This window comes from Stakelama pacifica (assembly GCF_004361835.1).
Classification (GTDB): Bacteria; Pseudomonadota; Alphaproteobacteria; order Sphingomonadales; family Sphingomonadaceae; genus Sphingomonas; species Sphingomonas pacifica.
Genome location: NZ_SNWD01000001.1, coordinates 687,788 through 706,000 on the forward strand (window position 1 = coordinate 687,788; position 18,213 = coordinate 706,000).

The following is an 18,213-nucleotide window of genomic DNA, read 5'->3' on the forward strand; positions in this document are numbered from 1 at the left end:
CGGTTTGCGGCTGAGAGCGAAACCGCCGCCCTTCGGGTACACGGTCCTTGTTTCGAAGGTGAGGACAAAGATGGTCTTGCCAATCGCTCCCGCCCGACCGGCCGCGACTATCGGACCTGCAACGCAAAACTCTCGATTACCGGCGTGAACCGGGCATTATGGAGCTGGCGCAACCGCTCGACCTGCGCCAGCGATGCGCTCATCACGGCTGCAGGCGCGAGTTGATCGGCCCGGTGCATGGCCAGCACCGCCTTGTCATCAAGAGCGCCGAGCGCATCCTGATCGAAGGTATAGAGCCCCTCCACCTCATGCTCGCCCGCCCCGCGGCGCTCCAGCCGAATGCGCAGCGGGCGCAGCACAGCGCGATCGGCATAGGCAGCTGCCAGCTCGCGGGCGCGTTCGATATCGGCGATCAGGTTCTTCAGCTCCAGAGCGATATTGCTGAGCCATGGAGCGGGTCGCTGACCTTCGAATAGCGCTTCTCCGCTTTCCCCGAAGGCCGGATCATCCCTATCGATGGCCAGGCCCGACACGCTCTGCCCGTCGAGCCTGAAGCCGCTCAGCCGGGCGGCGCGCGGCATGTAAGTGGCCTGAAACCCTTCGGGAAAAGCAAACAGGCTCACCGGCTCGACAAGCCCCATCAGCCCGACAAGGTCGAATTTTCCGGTCTGCTCATCCTTTGCCAGACAGATCGGCATGTCCGCCGCGGCATAGACGATCTCAGCCATCCCCAGCGGCACGATCCGGCGCAGAGCGCCTGCCTTCCTCGCATCGAACCGGAGGTCGCCATGGGCGGCAAGGTCGAGCGGACGCACCCTCATATCCGCTGCAGCCCATGTTCGCGGATCGCGCGGATCAGATCGCGATGCGCGGGCAGGCGCGTTAAAGCTTCGCTGCGCAGCCGGTCCAGCTGCTCCAGCAGCCCGCGCGCCACCGCCGCATTCGGGGAACCGTCGCCAAGGCTGCTGCGATCTGCGGCAAATCCCATGCCGTTCAGCACATATTGATAGCTCGGCCAGCCGAATACTTCACGGGCATGAGTGAAATCCTGCGCATTCGGGGAATGATGGCGCCAGAATTCCAGCCGCTCGGCCAGTTCGTCCGGAAAGCTCGCCGGATCGGCATTGTCCCGCCAGAAATCGGTATCGCGCCGTCTGGTAATGCCATAATGCAGCTTCAGAAATTCGATGATCCGCGCCCAGTGGTGCAGGAACGTCGTGTTGAACTGGCGAGCCGCGATGCGCATCGCCTGCCGGTTCTGCGGAAGGCGTTCGGCAATGGCGTCGAGCGAAGTTTCGACCAGCATCAGCGCGCTTGCCTCCAGCGGTTCGAGAAACCCCGCCGACAGACCGACCGCCACGCAATTATTCTGCCAGAAGCGGGTGCGATAGCCTGCATCGATGTCGATCCTGCGGGACGTGAGGTCTTTCGCAGCCGGGCCGATATAGTCGCGCAGCATTTTTTCCGCGCGCTCATCATCGCAATGCGCGCTGCTATACACATGCCCGACACCGCGGCGCGCCCACAGGCCGATATCCCAGATCCAGCCGGCGCCGGTCGCCGTGGAGATCGTCTGGCTGGCGATCGGCGCATTTTCCTGTGCATAGGGAACCTGCATTGCGATCGCCCGGTCGGCGAAAAGTATGTCCCGACAACTTCTGAACGGCACTGCATAGACCTTGCCGATCAACAGTGCGGCAAAGCCGGTGCAATCGATGAACAAGTCCCCGCTGACGCTTCTGCCGTCGGACAGGGTGAGATGGCCGATGTCGCCGGAGTCATCGAGCACGGCATCGGCCACGTCGCCGACAATATGCTCCACGCCGAGGCGCGAGGTTGCGTGCTCTTTCAGAAAGGCAGCGAATTTCCCGGCATCAAGGTGATAGGCGTAATTTGCCTGTCCCTGATATTCGGCGCTGGTGATCGCTTTCGGCGCGAGGCCGGCATCGCACAATGCGGCCTGAAAATCGATCCAGCCGGCAAAGCTTGCTCCCCCGCCTTCGCCGGGCCAGAAACGGGCGAGATCGATCCTTGTCGCTCCGGCCGGAGGGTTGAGCGGATGGTAATAGGAATCGCCCGGTGACCCGTCGGCCCAGCCGGTAAAGCGCGCGCCCTGTTTGAACGTCGCATCGCATTCGCGCACAAAGTCCGTTTCGCTGACCCCGATTTTGGCCAGCGTGTTGCGCATTGTCGGCCAGGTCCCTTCCCCCACGCCTATCGGTGGCACCCGGTCCGATTCGACGAGGCAAAGCCTGATCTCGCGTCCCATCCTGCGCGCTTCGGCGGCGATCCGGCAGGCGGCCAGCCAGCCGGCGGTGCCGCCGCCCACGACCGTTACCGTATTGATATGGTCTGGTTTTCCCTTGCCGTCGTCCATGCTTGCACCGGGCCTCCTACGCGACATTCGCAATAGCTATCAGTCTGCGTTCGATAATCCAACAAACCGGCTTGCAATTTGTATGATAATATATAATCCTTGATTCTCAAGGTCAAAAGGCCGGTAGAAACAGGGAGAGGAAAATGAAAGGGCGATATCGTCAATTGCTGCTGGGAAGTGCGATGGCACTGGGCAGCGTATTGGTATGTTCCGGGTCAGCAATCGCGCAGACAGGCTCCGAAAACGACACGGACGTTTCGGACGGGTCGACCGCGATATCGCGCCAGAACGCTTCTGATGATGCGATGCCGCAGGATATCGTAGTCACCGGAATTCGGCGCAGTATCGAGACTGCCGCTGCACAGAAACGGGAGGCATCGGGCATTCTCGATGCTATCTCTTCTGAAGATCTCGGCAAATTCCCGGATTCGAATGTTGCCGAATCGCTGCAACGCATTCCCGGCGTTGCGATCGACCGCAATAACGGCGAAGGACAGTCGGTCACCGTTCGCGGTCTCGGCCCGTCATTCAACACCGTATTGTTCAACGGGCGCAGCTTTGCGTCCGATGGTTATAACCGCTCGTTTTCATTCGACCTGATTCCGGCCGAACTGATCAGCGGAGCCCAGGTCTACAAAAGCTCGCTGGCATCGCTGCAGGGCGGCGGTATCGGCGCTACGATCAATATCGAGACCCCGCGCCCCCTGCCGATCGGCGGGTTCAAGGCGGTGGGCGTCGGCCGCGCGCTGTACGAAAAGAACAGCGGCAAGGTGACGCCGGAACTGTTCGGCCTGCTGAGCGACACCTTTCTCGACAATCGTTTGGGTATTCTGGGCTCGATTTCGTATCAGCGGCGTATCGCGTCCATCGATTATATAGCAACCGACGGATATCTCCCCAATACTGAGGTCGGCCCCAGCAGCGCTCCGCTGTTCACCAATGTCTATGCGCCGCGCAATCAGGATGTCGGCAATACGCGCGACAGCCGGACGCGGCTCGGTGCAACGCTGGTGGTGCAATATGAGCCGGTCGACGGGCTGACCTTTACGGCGGATGGCCTCTACAACCATTTCAAGAGCGATCAGGAAACGCACGCGCTGGGAAGCTGGTTCGAACCGTCCAACTACACCGCGGCGACTATCGACGACAACCGATCGATTACGTCGCTCACCACCAATGGCAATGCCGATTTCATTTCAAGCGGTTCGGTGCGCGACACCACGACCTATGAAGTCGGGTTCAACACCGAATGGCGTCCAAGCAGCAATTACAGCATGGTGTTCGACGCCACCTGGTCGCGCGCCAAAAACAGCGGCGGCGGCAAATCCTATTTCACCGTAATCGGCACCCCCACATCCTATTCCTTCGAGGCAGCGGAAGGCAGCGGCATCCCCTCGACCTTCGGTTACTCCAACGGCGCGCTCACCGACGCGTCTCTCGGCCGTACGCATATTGCCGGCGTAAGCGGCAATAATATCACCGAGAAGGTCCAGGAACTGCGCTGGAACAACGAGTGGAAACCCGAATTCGGCGCCCTTTCCGCCTTGCGCTTCGGCGCGACGCGAACGCTGCGCGACAAGACGAACACGCCCTATAGTTCGGACCCGAACATCGGATGCCTGTATTGCGGATATCCGACGCTGGCCGATTCCAGCCTGCTCAGCCCCTTCAAGCTGACAGGGCTGAATTCCGGCGGCGGACAGGTGCCGGCCGAATATCTTCAATATAACGCACGCGATTATTTCGACTTCCTCACGAGCACGGCTGCCACAAACGCACTGGACAGCGCACGTGATCAGCCGCTCGGCACGACTGCGGCCATTTTTGCCGAAACCAACGGCTATGCCGCCACTGCTCAGCCCGGCACGAATGTGCGCGAAGTCGTATGGGCGAGCTATGCCGCGTTCGATTTCAAAACCCGGCTGGGCGGCATGGATTTGTCGGCCACGCTGGGCGGGCGCTATGAATATACGGAACTGCAATCCTCTGGTCAGCAATTGCAGCTCACGGATTTGCTGCCGGTTGCGGGGGATCCGACGATCTACACCGGCGTATTCGCCAATGATCGCGAGGCGGTGCCCGTCAAGCAGGAGTACAGCTATCACAATTTCCTGCCCACGCTGAACATCCGGCTGAATTTCACCCCGACATTGCAGGCGCGTTTTGCCGCCTATCGCACGCTGACCCGGCCCGCGATCGGCGATCTGGCGCCCAGCTTCGATTATGGCACGCTGCGACCGGCTACGCTGACCGCGAGTGGCGGCAACCCGGAGTTGCAGCCCTATAAGGCGGACAATCTCGACCTGTCGTTCGAATGGTATCCGACGCCGACGACCACCTTGTCGATCGCCGGCTTCTACAAGAAGGTCGACGATTTCATTATCCAGACCTTCGCCGATGAGATCATTACGATCGCGAATGAAGGCAATCTTCCGGTCGGCGGGCTGATCGTCAGTCCGAATTCCGCGAGGTTCAGCGTCAGAAGGCCGCGCAATGCGGAATCGCTGGAGGTCAAGGGGCTGGAACTGAACGTCGTCCATGTCTTTGACTGGCTGCCGGGCGCGCTGAGCGGCTTCGGCATTCAGGCGAATGCTACCTTCGTCGATACCAACCGACCGTTTGATGTTACGAAGACGGATCAGTCTTTCGCGGCGGAAGGCATCGGCAATTCGCAGAACGCCACCATATTCTACGAAAAATACGGCATCTCGGCGCGCATCGCTTACAACCGGCGCGAACGCTTCCTGCAAACGCTTGCGGGAGGACCGGGCAACGAACCGATCTTCGTACGCAATTATGGCCAGTTCGACGGCAGCGCGTCCTATGAAATCACGCCGTACGCACGGCTTTTTGTGGAAGGCACCAATCTGTTCAATGCGAAATATGTGACCACGGGCCGTTTTGACAATCAGGTACTGTCGTACCGCAATACCGGCCCGCGATACGATATCGGGATGCGCGTAGCATTCTGAACATAGGCGCACTCGGGAAGGCGCTGCCGTGCGCAGCGTCCTTCGCTTTCATGACAGGCCGCACGATGCGGCCTGTCACTTGTTTGCAGGCGAGACGCCTTGTTGCCGGATTGCAGCGTCGGTCGCGGATCGGAACCGAGCGTATCGGGTGATGCAAGGCCTGCCACCTGCCGTCGGCAGCTATCGGGAACTGCCGGAAGTAAGCGAATTTATCTGAAGGGATTGGGATATGCGGTATCATCTTATGTTGAGCGCCATGAGCATTGGCGCATTAAGCGCGCCGGCGGCGCTGGCCCAGCAGGCAGTCAATCCCATCCCGCCAAGCTGGAAAGACGGACCGCCAGTCGCAAAGGCGCTGCCCCATCCCGGCCGGCCCTATCGCGAATGGGAGGACCCCAAAGTTTTTGAGGTCAACCGGGAGGCACCGCGCGCCGCCCTCTTCAATTTCGAGAGCATCGCCGCAGCACAGCGGAACCAGTCCTCACAATCCTCGCTCCACCAGTCGCTCGACGGCAGCTGGAAATTTCACTGGGCGCGCAATCCCTCCGAACGACCCGCCGATTTCTGGAAGCCCGGTTTCGATGTTTCCGGCTGGCGCGATATCAAGGTGCCAGGCATCATCGAGGCGCAGGGATATGACCGGCCCTATTATGTCAATGAAGGCTATCCCTTCCCGATGAATCAGCCGCTGATGCCGGATGATTATGCACCGGTCGGCAGCTACCGGCGCAGCTTCGACCTGTCCCCGGAATGGCAAGGAAAAGATATCTATCTGCGCTTCAACGGGGTCGGATCGGCAATCTATGTCTGGGTGAACGGGAAGAAGGTCGGCTATTCGGAAAGCACAAAGAACCCGGCCGAATTCAAAATCACCGATTATCTGAAACCGGGCAGCAACAGCATATCAGTGGAGCTGTATCGCTTCGCCGACGGCAGCTATCTCGAAGATCAGGACATGTGGCGTGTGTCCGGTTTCGAACGGGCGGTGGAGCTGTTCGCGGTGCCCAAAGCCTGGGTCCGCGACTATTTCGCCAAAGCGGGGCTTGCGAACGAGTATCGCGACGGTACCCTCGACCTGACCGTGGATGTCGCGCCGGGAATGGCCGGCCAGGGCAGCTACAGCGTCGAAGCGGTGCTGTCCGAAGACGGCCGACGCGTCTGGAGCGAGCAAAAGCCGGTGACACTGGGTGCCGATACAAGCGGTACGGCCAGCTTTACCGCCAGCCTGCCGGGGGTGAAATCCTGGACCGCCGAAACGCCAAATCTCTACGATCTCATGCTGATCGTGCGCAACGGGTCGGGCGAAGTGGTATCGGCGGTGCCCGGCCATGTCGGCTTCCGGGACATTGCAATCCGGGGCGGCCAGCTTCTGGTCAATGGCCGGCCGATCACCGTGCGCGGCGTCAATCTGCACGAACATGATCCCGACACCATTAAGGTGGTTTCGGAAGAGGAACTGGAAGCGCGCATTCGCCAGATGAAGGCGATGAACATCAATGCGATCCGCACCTCGCACTATCCGCAGCGCTCTGCCTTTTACGATCTTACCGACAAATACGGCATGTATGTCGTTGATGAGAATAATATCGAAAGCCACGGCTATATGAGCGTGGGCTATCAGGCGAAGGACCCGGCAAAATGGATGCTGGGCTACAAACCCGAATGGCAGGCAGCGCATATGGCGCGTATGCAGGCGCTGGTGGAGCGGGATAAGAACCACCCTTCGGTCATCGCCTGGTCGCTCGGCAATGAAGCGGGAGGCGGGCCGGCGTTCCAAGCCATGTACGACTGGGCGAAGAAACGCGATCAGACGCGGCCCGTCCAATATCAGGCGGCAGGGCTGAAACCGCCTTTCACGGATATGGTAGTGCCCTTCTATCCCAATCAGGCGATGATCGCTGACTGGGCGAAGGAATTTCCCGATACCCCCGTCATCATGACCGAATATGCGCATATGATGGGCAATTCGGGCGGCGATATCGCTGACCTTTGGGACGAGATTCGCGCGCATCCCAATACCCAGGGCGGTTTTATCTGGGATTGGATCGATCAGGGGCTGAATTACCACCATCCCGACGGCTCGCTATTCTGGGCCTATGGCGGCGATCCCGGGCCACTGATGCTGGTTCAGGGGTCAGATCCGCAGAGCCTGCGCGGCAATTTCGTCGCCAACGGCATGATCGGCACCGATGCCCGGCCCAATCCGCACGCGTTCGAAGTGCGCCACACCTACCAGCCGGCGCATTTTGCCGCCGCGGATGACGCGACTAAGCGAATTCGCGTAACCAATCGGTTCGACTTCATCGATCTGGACCGGTTCGACATCACCTGCACCCTGTTGGAAGACGGCATCGAACAGGCGAGCTGCGGGCGCCAAAATCTCGCCGTTCCGGCACATGGGAGCCGGGATTTCGAGCTCGCCCTGCCGAATTTCACGCCCCGGCCGGGGGCGGAATATATCGCGCGGCTCGCACTGGTATCGCGCGCCGACAGCCTGCCGATGGTGCCCGCCGGAGAAACGGTGGCGACTGACGAGATCATCCTGCCTGTGAAAGCCACGGCGGCACCCGCTGCGCGAGGCGGAGCCGTGACGCTGCGCCAGGATGAATCGCAATGGGAAATCACCGGCCCCGGCTATGTCGCGCGGTTCGACGCGACGAACGGCCAGTTGATATCGCTGCGCGGCAAGGGCGGTGAGCTTATCGAGGCGGCGCCCAGGCCCAATTTCTGGCGTCCGGTGACCGACAATGACATTGGATGGGGTGCGCAGGACAAACTTTCGGTCTGGAAGGAGGCGAGCCTCAACCGCGCGCTTTCCGGCTTCACCGCCACGCGGCAGGGCGATGCCGTCACCGTCGATGTGTTGCAGACGGTGGGCGATAATGTCGCATGGGTACGCACCCGCTATCGCTTCGTGCCGAGCGGCAACATTGTGGTGACCGAAACGATCGAGGATGGCCGCGAAAATCTGCCGGTGCTTCCGCGCTTCGGATGGAGCATGCGGTTGCCGCGATCCTATGACCAGCTGCACTGGTATGGCCGCGGGCCGTGGGAAAGCTATGCCGACCGCAAGCGCGGAGCGATGCTGGGCCGGTATGAAGGCGCCGTTGCGGACCAATATTATCCCTATATCCGCCCGCAGGAGACCGGGAATAAGGAAGACCTCCGCTGGATGGCGATCACCGATGCGGACGGCAACGGCCTGTTGATCGACGGCATGCGGCCTTTCTCCGGTGCCGCGCTGGCGCTCGATCCCATGGAACTGGATTATGACCCGCTGAAACCGAACCGGCACGGGCTGGACGTAAAGCCCGAAGACTTCACGACGCTGACCGTCGATTACGCGCAAATGGGCGTCGGCGGGGACAATAGCTGGGGGGCAAAGCCGATGGACAAATATATGCTGCCGTTCAAACGGTACAGCTTCACCGTCCGGCTTCGCCCGCTGGTCGCCGGAGACGATCCTGCGGCGATCGCACGCACTGCCTTTCCGGCTGAGTGACCCCGGTACAAACGGTTTGCGGCCCGGATGCCATAGGGCACCGGGTCGCTGACCGTTGATTACGATCGCGTCAGCTTTTCCTGCCGCGCGCAGGTTCACGGCCCTGATCGCCATCGTCGCGATGGTGCAGGTTCATCAGCGCGTTCATCAGATCCTTGTCGGGGCTGGACATCACGCCCAGCACCACTGCCTCGTCGCATCCGGGCGCCGCGACATAAGCGTGGCCCATATCGGAATCGATATAGAGGCACTCGCCCTTATTCAGCGTGATCCGGTCGTAAAATTCGGTGTGCACCTCGACCGCGCCCTCCAGCACATGGATATATTCCTCACCCGAATGGCGCACCAGCTCGCCAAACTCCTCGACGCTTTTTGCGCGGATTCGGGTCACCACGGGAATCATCCGTTTGTGGCGAAGTTCGGTGCACAGATAATAATAATCGTAGTTCGGCGTTTCGACGCGCACCGCGCTTTCGGGTGAGCTGATGCTGCGGCGCGCAGTGACCGGTGCGGCGCCTGCCTCCTCGGGCTGAGCGAAAAGTTCGGACATGCGAAGCCCCAGTCGCTGGCTGAGCTGCACCAGCTTGTCATAGGTCAGCGTCAGCCGGTCATGCTCGACCTTGGACAGGGTGGACACCGGAATCCCGGTCTTCTCGCTCATCTCCCGCAGCGTCCAGTCGTTGCGCTGGCGAAGCCCGCGCATCAGCTGACCCAGCGTCGGTTGCTCGTCATTCATTCCGTTGGCCACTCCGCACCGATCCTGCAAATTTGACAATTTTCTGTTTAGGATCATTATGTCCCAGACAGGATATTTGTTGCGCAACAGATTAAGCCGCGCCCGCAAATAACGCAATCGCGGCGAGCCAGGGCAAAGGGGGGATGCAGATGCGTTGGATCAGGCAACTGGGATTGGTCGTGCTGGCAATTGCGGCATCACCGCTATCGGCGCAGCAGCCGCCGCTCACCCCCGAACCGGTGGTTTCCGCCTCGCCCGCTGCCGGGGCTCAGTCCCGCGCGCCCGGCGCGGCGCTCACCACCCAAGACCTGAACGACTGGCTCGACGGTTTTCTTCCTTATGCCCTGCAATCTGGCGACATCGCAGGCGCAGTGGTCGCGGTGGTGAAGGATGGCAAGGTCGTTACCGAACGCGGCTTCGGCTATGCCGATGTAAAGAAGCGCATCCCGGTCGACCCGAGACGGACGCTCTTCCGACCCGGATCGGTGTCGAAGCTCGTGACATGGACCGCCGTGATGCAGCTCGTCGATCAGGGGCGTATCGATCTGGACGCCGATATCAACCGATATCTCGACTTCCGTATCCCGCCGCTCGACGGAAAGCCGGTGACGATGCGCGAGTTGATGCAGCACAGCGCCGGTTTCGAGGAGCAGTCGAAGAATATCATCGTTCGCACGCCCGCCACGTCGCCGGGCTATGCAGCGCTGCTCAAACGCTGGGTGCCGAAGCGGATTTTTGCGCCCGGCACGACGCCTGCTTATTCGAACTATGGTGCGTCGCTCGCCGGTTATGTCGTTGAACGCGTGTCGGGCGAGCCGTTCGACGATTATGTCGAACGCCATATCTTCGCGCCGCTCGGTATGGCGCATTCGACCTTTCGCCAGCCGCTTCCCGAACGCCTCCAGCCGCTGATGTCGAAAGGCTATAGCCGCGCCTCGGCCCCGCCCGGGGGCTATGAGATTGTCGGTCCCGCCCCCGCCGGATCGATGGCGTCGACCGGCGATGACATGGCGCGGTTCATGATCGCTCAGCTTCAGGGCGGCGCGTTCGGTAACAACCGGATACTCAGCGCCGCCGCGGCGCGGCAGATGCACGATTCCCCGCTCACCATCTTTCCGGGGCTTAACCGGATGGAGCTTGGCTTTTTCGAAACCAATGTGAACGGGCAAAAGGTGATCGGCCATCTCGGCGACACCGACGATTTTCACACCTCGCTCCATTTGTTCATGGAGGAAGGCGTCGGCCTCTATGCCTCGTTCAACAGCGCGGGAAAGGACGGTGCGGTTCAGCCGCTGCGCCACGCGCTGTTCCTCGATTTCGCGGATCGGTATTTCCCATCCTCACAGCGCATCGTCGAAAAGGCGGGAACCAGCCCCGACCATGCACAGCTGATGGCAGGCCATTGGCTGCATTCGCGGCGTTCGGACAGCAATTTCATGAAGGCGCTCGACCTGCTCGGCCAGCCGGAGGTGATTGCCGCAGCCGACGGGTCGCTGAAAGTGCCCTCGCTCGCGCTGCTGGCGGGCAGCGACGGCAGCTGGCGGGAGATTGCGCCGTTCGTCTGGCTCGCGCCCAATGGCCATGACCGGCTGGCCGCGAAAGTGATCGACGGCAGGCCGGTTCGCTTCTCGATGGACGTCGTATCGCCCTTCATGGTGTTCGATCGCGTCCCCTGGTATCGCAATATGGCGTGGATTCAGCCGATGCTGTATCTCAGCCTCGCCATTCTCCTGCTCAGTGCGTTGCTCTGGCCCGTGCGCGCGGTCGTGCGGCGGCGCTATGGTGGCAGGCTTGATCTTAGCCCGCGCGCCTTAAGTGCCTATCGCGCGAGCCGGATTGGCGCATTGCTGCTCGCCGGATCGGTGATCGGCTGGATCGTCACGCTGGTGATGCTGTTTTCTGACACCAATAATCTTTCCGAACAGTTCGACCCGGTCCTTTGGTTCATGGAGATTTTCGCGACCATCGGCATTCCCGGCGGCGTCGTGCTGGTCGCCTGGAATATGTGGGAGGCATGGCGCGGCGACCGACGCTGGACCGCTAAACTCTGGTCGCTATTGCTGCTGATCGCTGCGCTGATGGTGTTGTGGGTCGGGCTGGTGTTCAACCTGATCGGCTTCGGGGTGAATTACTGATGGGGAGCAACGCACCCGCCCCCGTGCCGCTCGCACTTGCGCCGCCCTATCTCCTGTTTCTCGGCGATACGGTCGAGCCGGGATTTGCCAAGACCGCGTTCGGGCTTCGCGACTGGGCCGGGGATCGGTGCGTGGGCGAACATGTCCTTCCCGGCGCGGCGGTGACCACCGGCCTGCGCGCAATGTCGCCAGTCGAGGCGCGAGCCGCCGGGGCAAGTACGCTGGTGATCGGCGTCGCCAATCCCGGCGGCGTGATCCCGCCGCACTGGATCGACGCGCTCGCGCAAGCGATCGAAGCCGGCCTCGATATCGCCAGCGGAATGCATGTCCGGCTGGTCGATCAGGAACGGCTGGTGACGCTCGCACATCGGTATGGCCGTCGGCTGATCGATATCCGCACGCCGCCGCCCGGCATTCCCGTCGCGACGGGGCGCAAACGAACGGGTAAGCGGCTGCTGACCGTCGGCACCGATTGCGCGCTGGGCAAGAAATATACTGCGCTGGCGATTGCGCGTGCCTTTGCCGCGCGCGGCATCGACAGCGATTTCCGTGCGACCGGGCAGACCGGCATCATGATCGCAGGCGATGGCATGCCGATCGATTCGGTCGTGGCTGACTTCATCGCGGGAGCCGCCGAAAGCCTCAGCCCCGATGCAGCGCCCGATCACTGGGACGTGATCGAAGGGCAAGGCGCACTGTTCCATCCCGCTTATAGCGGCGTATCGCTAGGCCTGCTCCATGGCAGCCAGCCGGATGTGTTCGTCGTGTGTCATCAGCCGGGACGCACCCATACGCTGGGCGTTCCGGGCTATCGCCTGCCGGGCATCGACGAGGTTATCGAGACGACGATGAAGCTCGGCCGGCGCACCAATCCGGCGATCCGATGCGGCGGCATCGCGCTCAACACTGGCGATCTCGATGCCGACACCGCCGCCGCGCTGTTCGCGGTGCAGCGCGAACGCCACGGCCTGCCCGTCGCCGACCCGATGCGCGGCGGGGAAGCATTCGATGCGCTGATTGCGGAATGTCTGCGCGAGTGAGCGACAGCACGGCCCGGCAGGACACAGGCAGGTTTCGGCGCCTGATCCTGCCCGGGCTGGTGTTCAAGGCGGTGGTGATCGGCGGCGGCTATGCCACCGGGCGCGAACTGGTCGAATTTTTCGCGCCCGCCGGGCCGATGGGCGGACTTTGCGGCATGCTGCTCTCGATGCTGATCTGGAGCGCGGTGTGCATGATCGCCTTCGCGCTTGCCGCCACCTTGCGCGCCTTCGAATATCGCGCACTGTTCCGTGCGCTGCTCGGCCCCGCATGGTCGGTGTTCGAACTTTGTTATCTCGCCTTCCTCATCCTTATCCTCGCGGTGATGAGCGCCGCCGCCGGAGCCATCGGCGCTGCGCTGTTCGGCCTGCCGCTGGTCGTGGGAACGCTCGCGCTGATGCTGCTGACGGCAGGATTCACCAGCTTCGGCAGCGGCCTCGCCGAACGCATGTTCCGGTTCACCTCGCTGTTTCTGTACGCGACATATGCGGTGTTTTTGGTGCTGGCGCTCAGCCGGTTCGGCGGCACGATCGCCGACCGGCTTTCGCTTTCCATTCCGATGAACGACTGGCCGCTGCGCGGCGCGACCTATGCCAGCTATAATATCGTCGCCGCGATCGCGGTGCTGCCATTCCTCCGGCCGCTACGGGGCAGGCGCGACGCTGTGATCGCAGGCGCGCTTGCCGGGCCGCTCGCCATGGCCCCTGCCCTCGCTTTCTTTCTGTGCATGATTGCGTTCGTGCCGGAGATTTCGAAAGTCGCGCTGCCGTCGGATTTTCTGTTGCGGCAGCTCGATGCGCCATGGTTCCATCTGCTCTTCCAGATGATGATTTTCTGCGCACTGCTCGAAACCGGGGTCGGCGTCGTGAACCTGCTCCATGAGCGGATCGCCGATGCGCTTGCCGCAAGGGGGCACGACTATGCCCCGCCTGCCCGCCTCGCCATCGGTGCGCTGTTGCTGGTCGGGTCGGGCTTTGCCGCAGTGCATATCGGCCTGATCGATCTGATCGCGGGCGGCTATGGCGCGTTCGGCTATATCATGCTGGCTATCGTCGTGCTGCCGATGCTGACGGTCGGTGTCTGGCGCTTGGCGAAAAGCCGCTGATCGGTAAGGATAAACGCAACCGGGACCGAACGAAGGGAGCAGGATGAAGATCGCATCGACATGGACGGGAGCGACCGCGCTGATCGGCGCGCTGGCGCTTCCCGGCACCGCGAGCGCGCAGGCGGCGAGCGATGACAAAGCGATCGAGGCGCGTGTCGATCGCCTGCTCGATGCGACGCCGGTGATCGACGGGCATAACGATCTTGCTTGGGAAATCCGCTCGCGCGCCGATAGCGACCCGACGCGGATCGACCTGTCGAAGGACACGGCGAATCTGCCCAGGCCCGCCGGTGCCGGCGAAGACTGGCTGCCGCTGATGACCGACATTCAGCGGCTTCGCAAAGGCCATGTCGGGGGGCAGTTCTGGTCGGTCTGGATTCCTGCAACCCTCTCCGGCCCGGAGGCAGTTGAGATGACGGTCGAGCAGATCGACCTCGTCAAGCGAATGGCCGCCGCTTATCCGTCAGCCTTCGCCATGGCCTATAGCGCCGACGATATCGAGCGGATCGAGAAATCGGGCAAGATCGCCTCGCTGATCGGGATCGAGGGTGGGCATCAGATCGGCGGATCGCTCGCCGTCCTGCGTCAGATGTATGTGCTGGGCGCGCGCTATATGACGCTCACCCATTCGATGAACACGCCATGGGCGGATTCGGCGACCGACGCGCCCGAACATCATGGGCTGACTGCGTTCGGCAAAGACGTCGTGCGCGAGATGAACCGGATCGGCATGCTTGTCGATCTCAGCCATGTCTCGGCCGACACGATGCGCGACGCGCTGGCGGTCAGCACTGCGCCGGTGATCTTCTCGCATTCGGGCGCGCGCGCGGTCGCCGATCATCCGCGCAACGTTCCCGACGATGTGCTGCGTCTGGTCAGGGCCAATCACGGCGTGGTGATGGTCAATTTCTATCCCGGCTATGTGTCGCAGGCGCGCGCAGAATGGCTTGCCGAAAGCGCAGGCGAAAAGGCGCGCGAGAATGCACCGCCGTTCAGCGGCATCTATATCGGGCAGCCCGAACGGGCAAAGGCCGCCTATGCCAAATGGCTGGCAGCGCACCCCGCCCCCGAGGTCACCGTCGCGATGGTAGCCGACCATGTCGATCATATCGCGAAGATCTGCGGCACCGATTGCGTCGGGATCGGGTCGGACTTTGACGGCGTCCCTTCAACGCCGACCGGCCTTGACAGCGTCGACAAATATCCCGCGTTGTTCGTCGAACTGGCGCGGCGCGGATGGAGCGACGCCGATCTGAAAAAGCTTGCCGGGGGCAATATCCTGCGCGTCCTGCGCGCGGCGGAGGCGGTCGCCGCGCGTTAGGCGGCGAGCGCGCTTCGCTCGACCCCGGCCGCATAGATACCGATCATCTGTTCGACTTTCGCGACCAGAATGTCGACCATATGCGCGTCGGGGGACATCAGGGTGAGCCGGATTTCGGAAACGTCCTGCCGCCACCGCCTCAGATCGAGCGCGAGGATTTCCATATCGCGCTGCGCGATCAGGCCGACCAGCCGCGCGAGCAGCCCCGCATCGCTTTCCGCCTCGACGCGAAGCAGGAATGTGCCGCTCATGCCGGTTGCAACGCGAGCGGCGCCCGCGCCCCGGCGATCGCCTTACGCGCCAGCCGATCGGCGGCATCGCCGGGGGTCAGGCCTTCGCGCCCGGCATAGTCGAGGATGCGCGCCAGCCGTTCGCCCGTCTCCCCGACCCGGCGCGCCACTTCCTCGCTGCTCCAGCCGAGATACTCACCCGCCACATTGATAATCCCGCCCGCGTTGACGACATAATCGGGCGCATAGAGCACGTCGCGCTCGGCGAGCCTTTCGCCATCCTCGGGCGAGCCGAGGATATTGTTTGCGCCGCCGCATATCAGCTTCGCCCGCAGCGTCGGGATCGTCCGGTGGTCGAGAACGCCGCCCAGCGCGCAGGGCGCGAAGATATCGGCCTGCGCCGACAGGATCGCATCTTTGTTCATGATCTCCGCCCCATACAGGCACGCGATATGCGCAGCGACTCCCGGGCGCGGCTCGGCGACGATCAGCTTCGCCCCCGCCTCGTGCAGCAGCGCGCACAGGCCGGAACCGACATTGCCCAGCCCCTGCACCGCAACGGTCAGGTCCTGCAGCCCGGTACCGAAATGCCGCCGCGCCGCGACCTGCATCGACAGGAATACGCCACGCGCCGTCCAGGGCGACGGATCGCCCCCCGGCTGGCCCGGTTTCTTCACCAGTCCTGCGACATGCATCGTATTGCGACGGACGGCGGCCATATCCTCGACGGTGGTTCCGACATCTTCCGCAGTGACATAATCCCCCGCCAGTTCGCGAACCGCCTGACCGAATGCCTCGAAAAGCTTCGCACGGTCATAAGGACGGTCGGGCACTGCCAGCACCGCCTTTCCTCCGCCCAGCCGCAGATCGGCAAGCGCATTTTTATATGCCATCCCCTCCGCCAGCCGCAGCGCATCTTTATGCAACGCGCCGCTATCGTCATAGCGCCAGAAGCGGCACCCGCCTGCGGCAGGTCCAAGCCGCGTCGAATGCAGCACGATAACGCCGTTCAGCCCCGCCGCGCGGCTTTCGATCGGGATTACCCGTTCCGGCGGGCAGGCAGTGAATGTCGCTGGCTGAACCATGATCTTCTCCCATGAATGGCGCAGCACGATATTCGCTATGTTTCGGGGAAAATTCTTCGCTATATTCGTCGCTCTGGCCCATAATCCGAAAAATCTGTTCGGATATAGATGGAAAGCGGGTGAAATCATGCCGGTCGAGCTCGACGCCTTCGAACGCAAAATCCTCGACGTGCTTCAGGAGGATGCAAGCATACCCATGGCGAAACTCGCCGAGCGGGTGGGGCTGTCCCCCTCCCCCTGCTGGCGGCGGGTCGACCGGCTGGAGCGCGAAGGCGTGATCACGCGCCGGGTGGCGCTGGTCGATCGCAGGCAGATCGGCCTCAACGCTCAGATTTTCGCGCAGGTGAAGCTGAACGCGCACGGCCGCGCCAATCTCGACGAATTTACCGAAGCGATTCGCGGCTTTCCCGAAGTGCTCGAAGCCTATGTCATCATGGGCGTGTTCGATTTCATGCTGCGCGTCGTGGCAGAAGATATCGAGGCGTATGAACGCTTCTTCTTCAACCGGCTGTCCAAGCTGCCGGGGGTGCAGGAAATCAATTCGACGGTGGCGCTGTCCGAGCTGAAGGCGACCACCGCCCTGCCGATCCGATAAAAGCCAGTCCCGTGCGACGAACCGCCGCACGGGGGACGAATCAGCCAGCGCCCCAGAAATCGCGCGGCATGGCGATCTGCCCGTCATCGTACAGCCGGTCGGCGACGGGATCGTCGGTCAGGTACCAGGGGCCGTCCAGATCGACGATGTCGCAAAACTGGCCCAGAACGAAGGCAGGCGCAGTGGCGAGGCTGCCCCCGGCCATATTTCCGACCATCAGCGTCTTGCCCATTTTGCGGACCATATCCTTCATGCGCAGCGCCTCGGTTAGCCCGCCGCATTTGTCGAGCTTGATGTTGATGACGTCAAAGCGCTGATAATGCTGCTCCAGCTCGTTGCCGTCCAGAATGCTCTCATCGGCAGCGATCGGGATCGGGCAGTCCAGCCCGTCGAGCATCGCCTCCTCCCCGCGCCGGTTCGGCTGTTCGAGCAGCGAGACCTTTGCATCGACCAGCGCCGCGATCAGCTTTTCGATGGTGCGGCCGTCATATCCCTGATTCGCATCGACGCCGATCCACATATCCGGCCGCGCGCCGCGCACGGCGCGCACCCGCGCGATATCGGAATCGAGATCGCCGTCGAGCTTCATCTTGAGCGCGCGCGGTGACGGAAATTTCGACAGGCTGGCAAGAATCCGCTCGGGCGAATCGGCCGACAAGGTGAAGGTCGTGGTCAGCGCATCAGTCCCGGGGGCACCGGCCAGCTGCCAGACGGCGGTGCCGCTGGCGTTCGATTCGAGTTCCCACAGCGCGCAATCGATCGCGTTTCGCGCGCCGCCCGCCGGAAGCAGCTGCTGAAGCGCTGTCCGGTCAGCACCCTGTTCGATCGCGTCACGAGCACGTTCGATCCCGGCCTGCATGTTCGGCACATCGTCTTTCAGATAATAAGCGCCCGCCGCTTCGCCCCGGCCGCGCGAATCGCCGTCTTCGATCGCGACCTGAACCGAGGGCATGGATTCGAACAAATATCCCGAAATGCGAAACGGTTCGCGCATCCGGTTCTCGATGCGCTGATCGACCAGAGAGCGACGCCGCATCATGCGCCCTTGTCCCTGGAATGCGTGGGGTTCTGTGCCTTTACCGGCAGCGCAAGGGGCGCCGATGCGCCGCATGGAAAA

Annotated in this window: 13 protein-coding genes; 7 read left to right on the top strand and 6 right to left on the bottom strand. The window is 62.3% G+C overall.

From position 1 onward, the window contains the following. Positions 1-107 precede the first annotated feature (107 nt). Entirely contained in the window at positions 108-821 is a 714-nt protein-coding gene (locus EV664_RS03035) for a SapC family protein (protein WP_133494155.1), read from the bottom strand. After that, positions 818-2,377 carry a tryptophan halogenase family protein gene (locus tag EV664_RS03040; protein ID WP_133494156.1) on the bottom strand — a complete coding sequence of 520 codons (1,560 nt, stop codon included), beginning with the start codon at positions 2,375-2,377 and terminating at the stop codon, positions 818-820. Before EV664_RS03040 ends, EV664_RS03035 begins: the two co-directional genes overlap by 4 nt. A 143-nt stretch (positions 2,378-2,520) precedes the next feature. Here EV664_RS03040 and EV664_RS03045 point away from each other — a divergent pair, with 143 nt between their 5' ends. Together EV664_RS03045 and EV664_RS03050 are read left to right on the top strand one after the other, a co-directional pair. Continuing rightward, positions 2,521-5,349 (top strand): TonB-dependent receptor, encoded by a 2,829-nt coding sequence (locus EV664_RS03045; RefSeq protein ID WP_133494157.1) that lies wholly within the window; start codon positions 2,521-2,523, stop codon positions 5,347-5,349. Between the two features lie 229 nt (positions 5,350-5,578). Then, positions 5,579-8,851 carry a glycoside hydrolase family 2 TIM barrel-domain containing protein gene (locus EV664_RS03050; protein WP_133494158.1) on the top strand — a complete coding sequence of 1,091 codons (3,273 nt, stop codon included), beginning with the start codon at positions 5,579-5,581 and terminating at the stop codon, positions 8,849-8,851. A gap of 70 nt (positions 8,852-8,921) precedes the next feature. Here EV664_RS03050 and EV664_RS03055 read toward each other — a convergent pair whose 3' ends face one another. Further along, positions 8,922-9,587: a helix-turn-helix domain-containing protein gene (locus tag EV664_RS03055; protein ID WP_133494252.1), complete on the bottom strand. Its 666-nt coding sequence runs from the start codon at positions 9,585-9,587 to the stop codon at positions 8,922-8,924. A gap of 149 nt (positions 9,588-9,736) precedes the next feature. Between EV664_RS03055 and EV664_RS03060 the strand changes: the two genes are divergently transcribed. From EV664_RS03060 to EV664_RS03075, 4 genes are read left to right on the top strand one after another with little or no spacing between them, the layout of a single operon-like run. Continuing rightward, a complete protein-coding gene (locus EV664_RS03060) occupies positions 9,737-11,722 on the top strand; it encodes a serine hydrolase domain-containing protein (protein ID WP_133494159.1) in 1,986 nt (661 codons plus the stop codon). Next, entirely contained in the window at positions 11,722-12,762 is a 1,041-nt protein-coding gene (locus EV664_RS03065; protein ID WP_133494160.1) for an N-acetyltransferase DgcN family protein, read from the top strand. The genes EV664_RS03060 and EV664_RS03065 overlap by 1 nt, the downstream gene beginning before the upstream one ends. Further along, a complete protein-coding gene (locus tag EV664_RS03070; protein WP_229668059.1) occupies positions 12,759-13,865 on the top strand; it encodes a YkvI family membrane protein in 1,107 nt (368 codons plus the stop codon). The genes EV664_RS03065 and EV664_RS03070 overlap by 4 nt, the downstream gene beginning before the upstream one ends. 43 nt (positions 13,866-13,908) lie before the next feature. Next, entirely contained in the window at positions 13,909-15,186 is a 1,278-nt protein-coding gene (locus EV664_RS03075) for a dipeptidase (protein WP_133494162.1), read from the top strand. On the opposite strand, the gene EV664_RS03080 is transcribed toward EV664_RS03075, so the two are convergent. Beyond that, complete coding sequence (locus EV664_RS03080) at positions 15,183-15,437, bottom strand: ACT domain-containing protein (RefSeq protein WP_133494163.1); 255 nt, start codon at positions 15,435-15,437, stop codon at positions 15,183-15,185. The genes EV664_RS03075 and EV664_RS03080 overlap by 4 nt on opposite strands. Beyond that, the gene (locus tag EV664_RS03085; protein ID WP_133494164.1) at positions 15,434-16,501 is read right to left on the bottom strand and encodes a Glu/Leu/Phe/Val family dehydrogenase; all 1,068 of its coding nucleotides are present in this window, start codon (positions 16,499-16,501) and stop codon (positions 15,434-15,436) included. Before EV664_RS03085 ends, EV664_RS03080 begins: the two co-directional genes overlap by 4 nt. A 127-nt stretch (positions 16,502-16,628) precedes the next feature. On the opposite strand from EV664_RS03085, the gene EV664_RS03090 reads away from it, so the two are divergent. Next, positions 16,629-17,096, top strand: coding sequence for an Lrp/AsnC family transcriptional regulator (locus EV664_RS03090; protein WP_133494253.1), 468 nt, complete (start codon positions 16,629-16,631; stop codon positions 17,094-17,096). 40 nt (positions 17,097-17,136) lie between these two features. On the opposite strand, the gene EV664_RS03095 is transcribed toward EV664_RS03090, so the two are convergent. Next, the gene (locus tag EV664_RS03095; protein WP_229668061.1) at positions 17,137-18,135 is read right to left on the bottom strand and encodes a dipeptide epimerase; all 999 of its coding nucleotides are present in this window, start codon (positions 18,133-18,135) and stop codon (positions 17,137-17,139) included. Positions 18,136-18,213 lie beyond the last annotated feature (78 nt).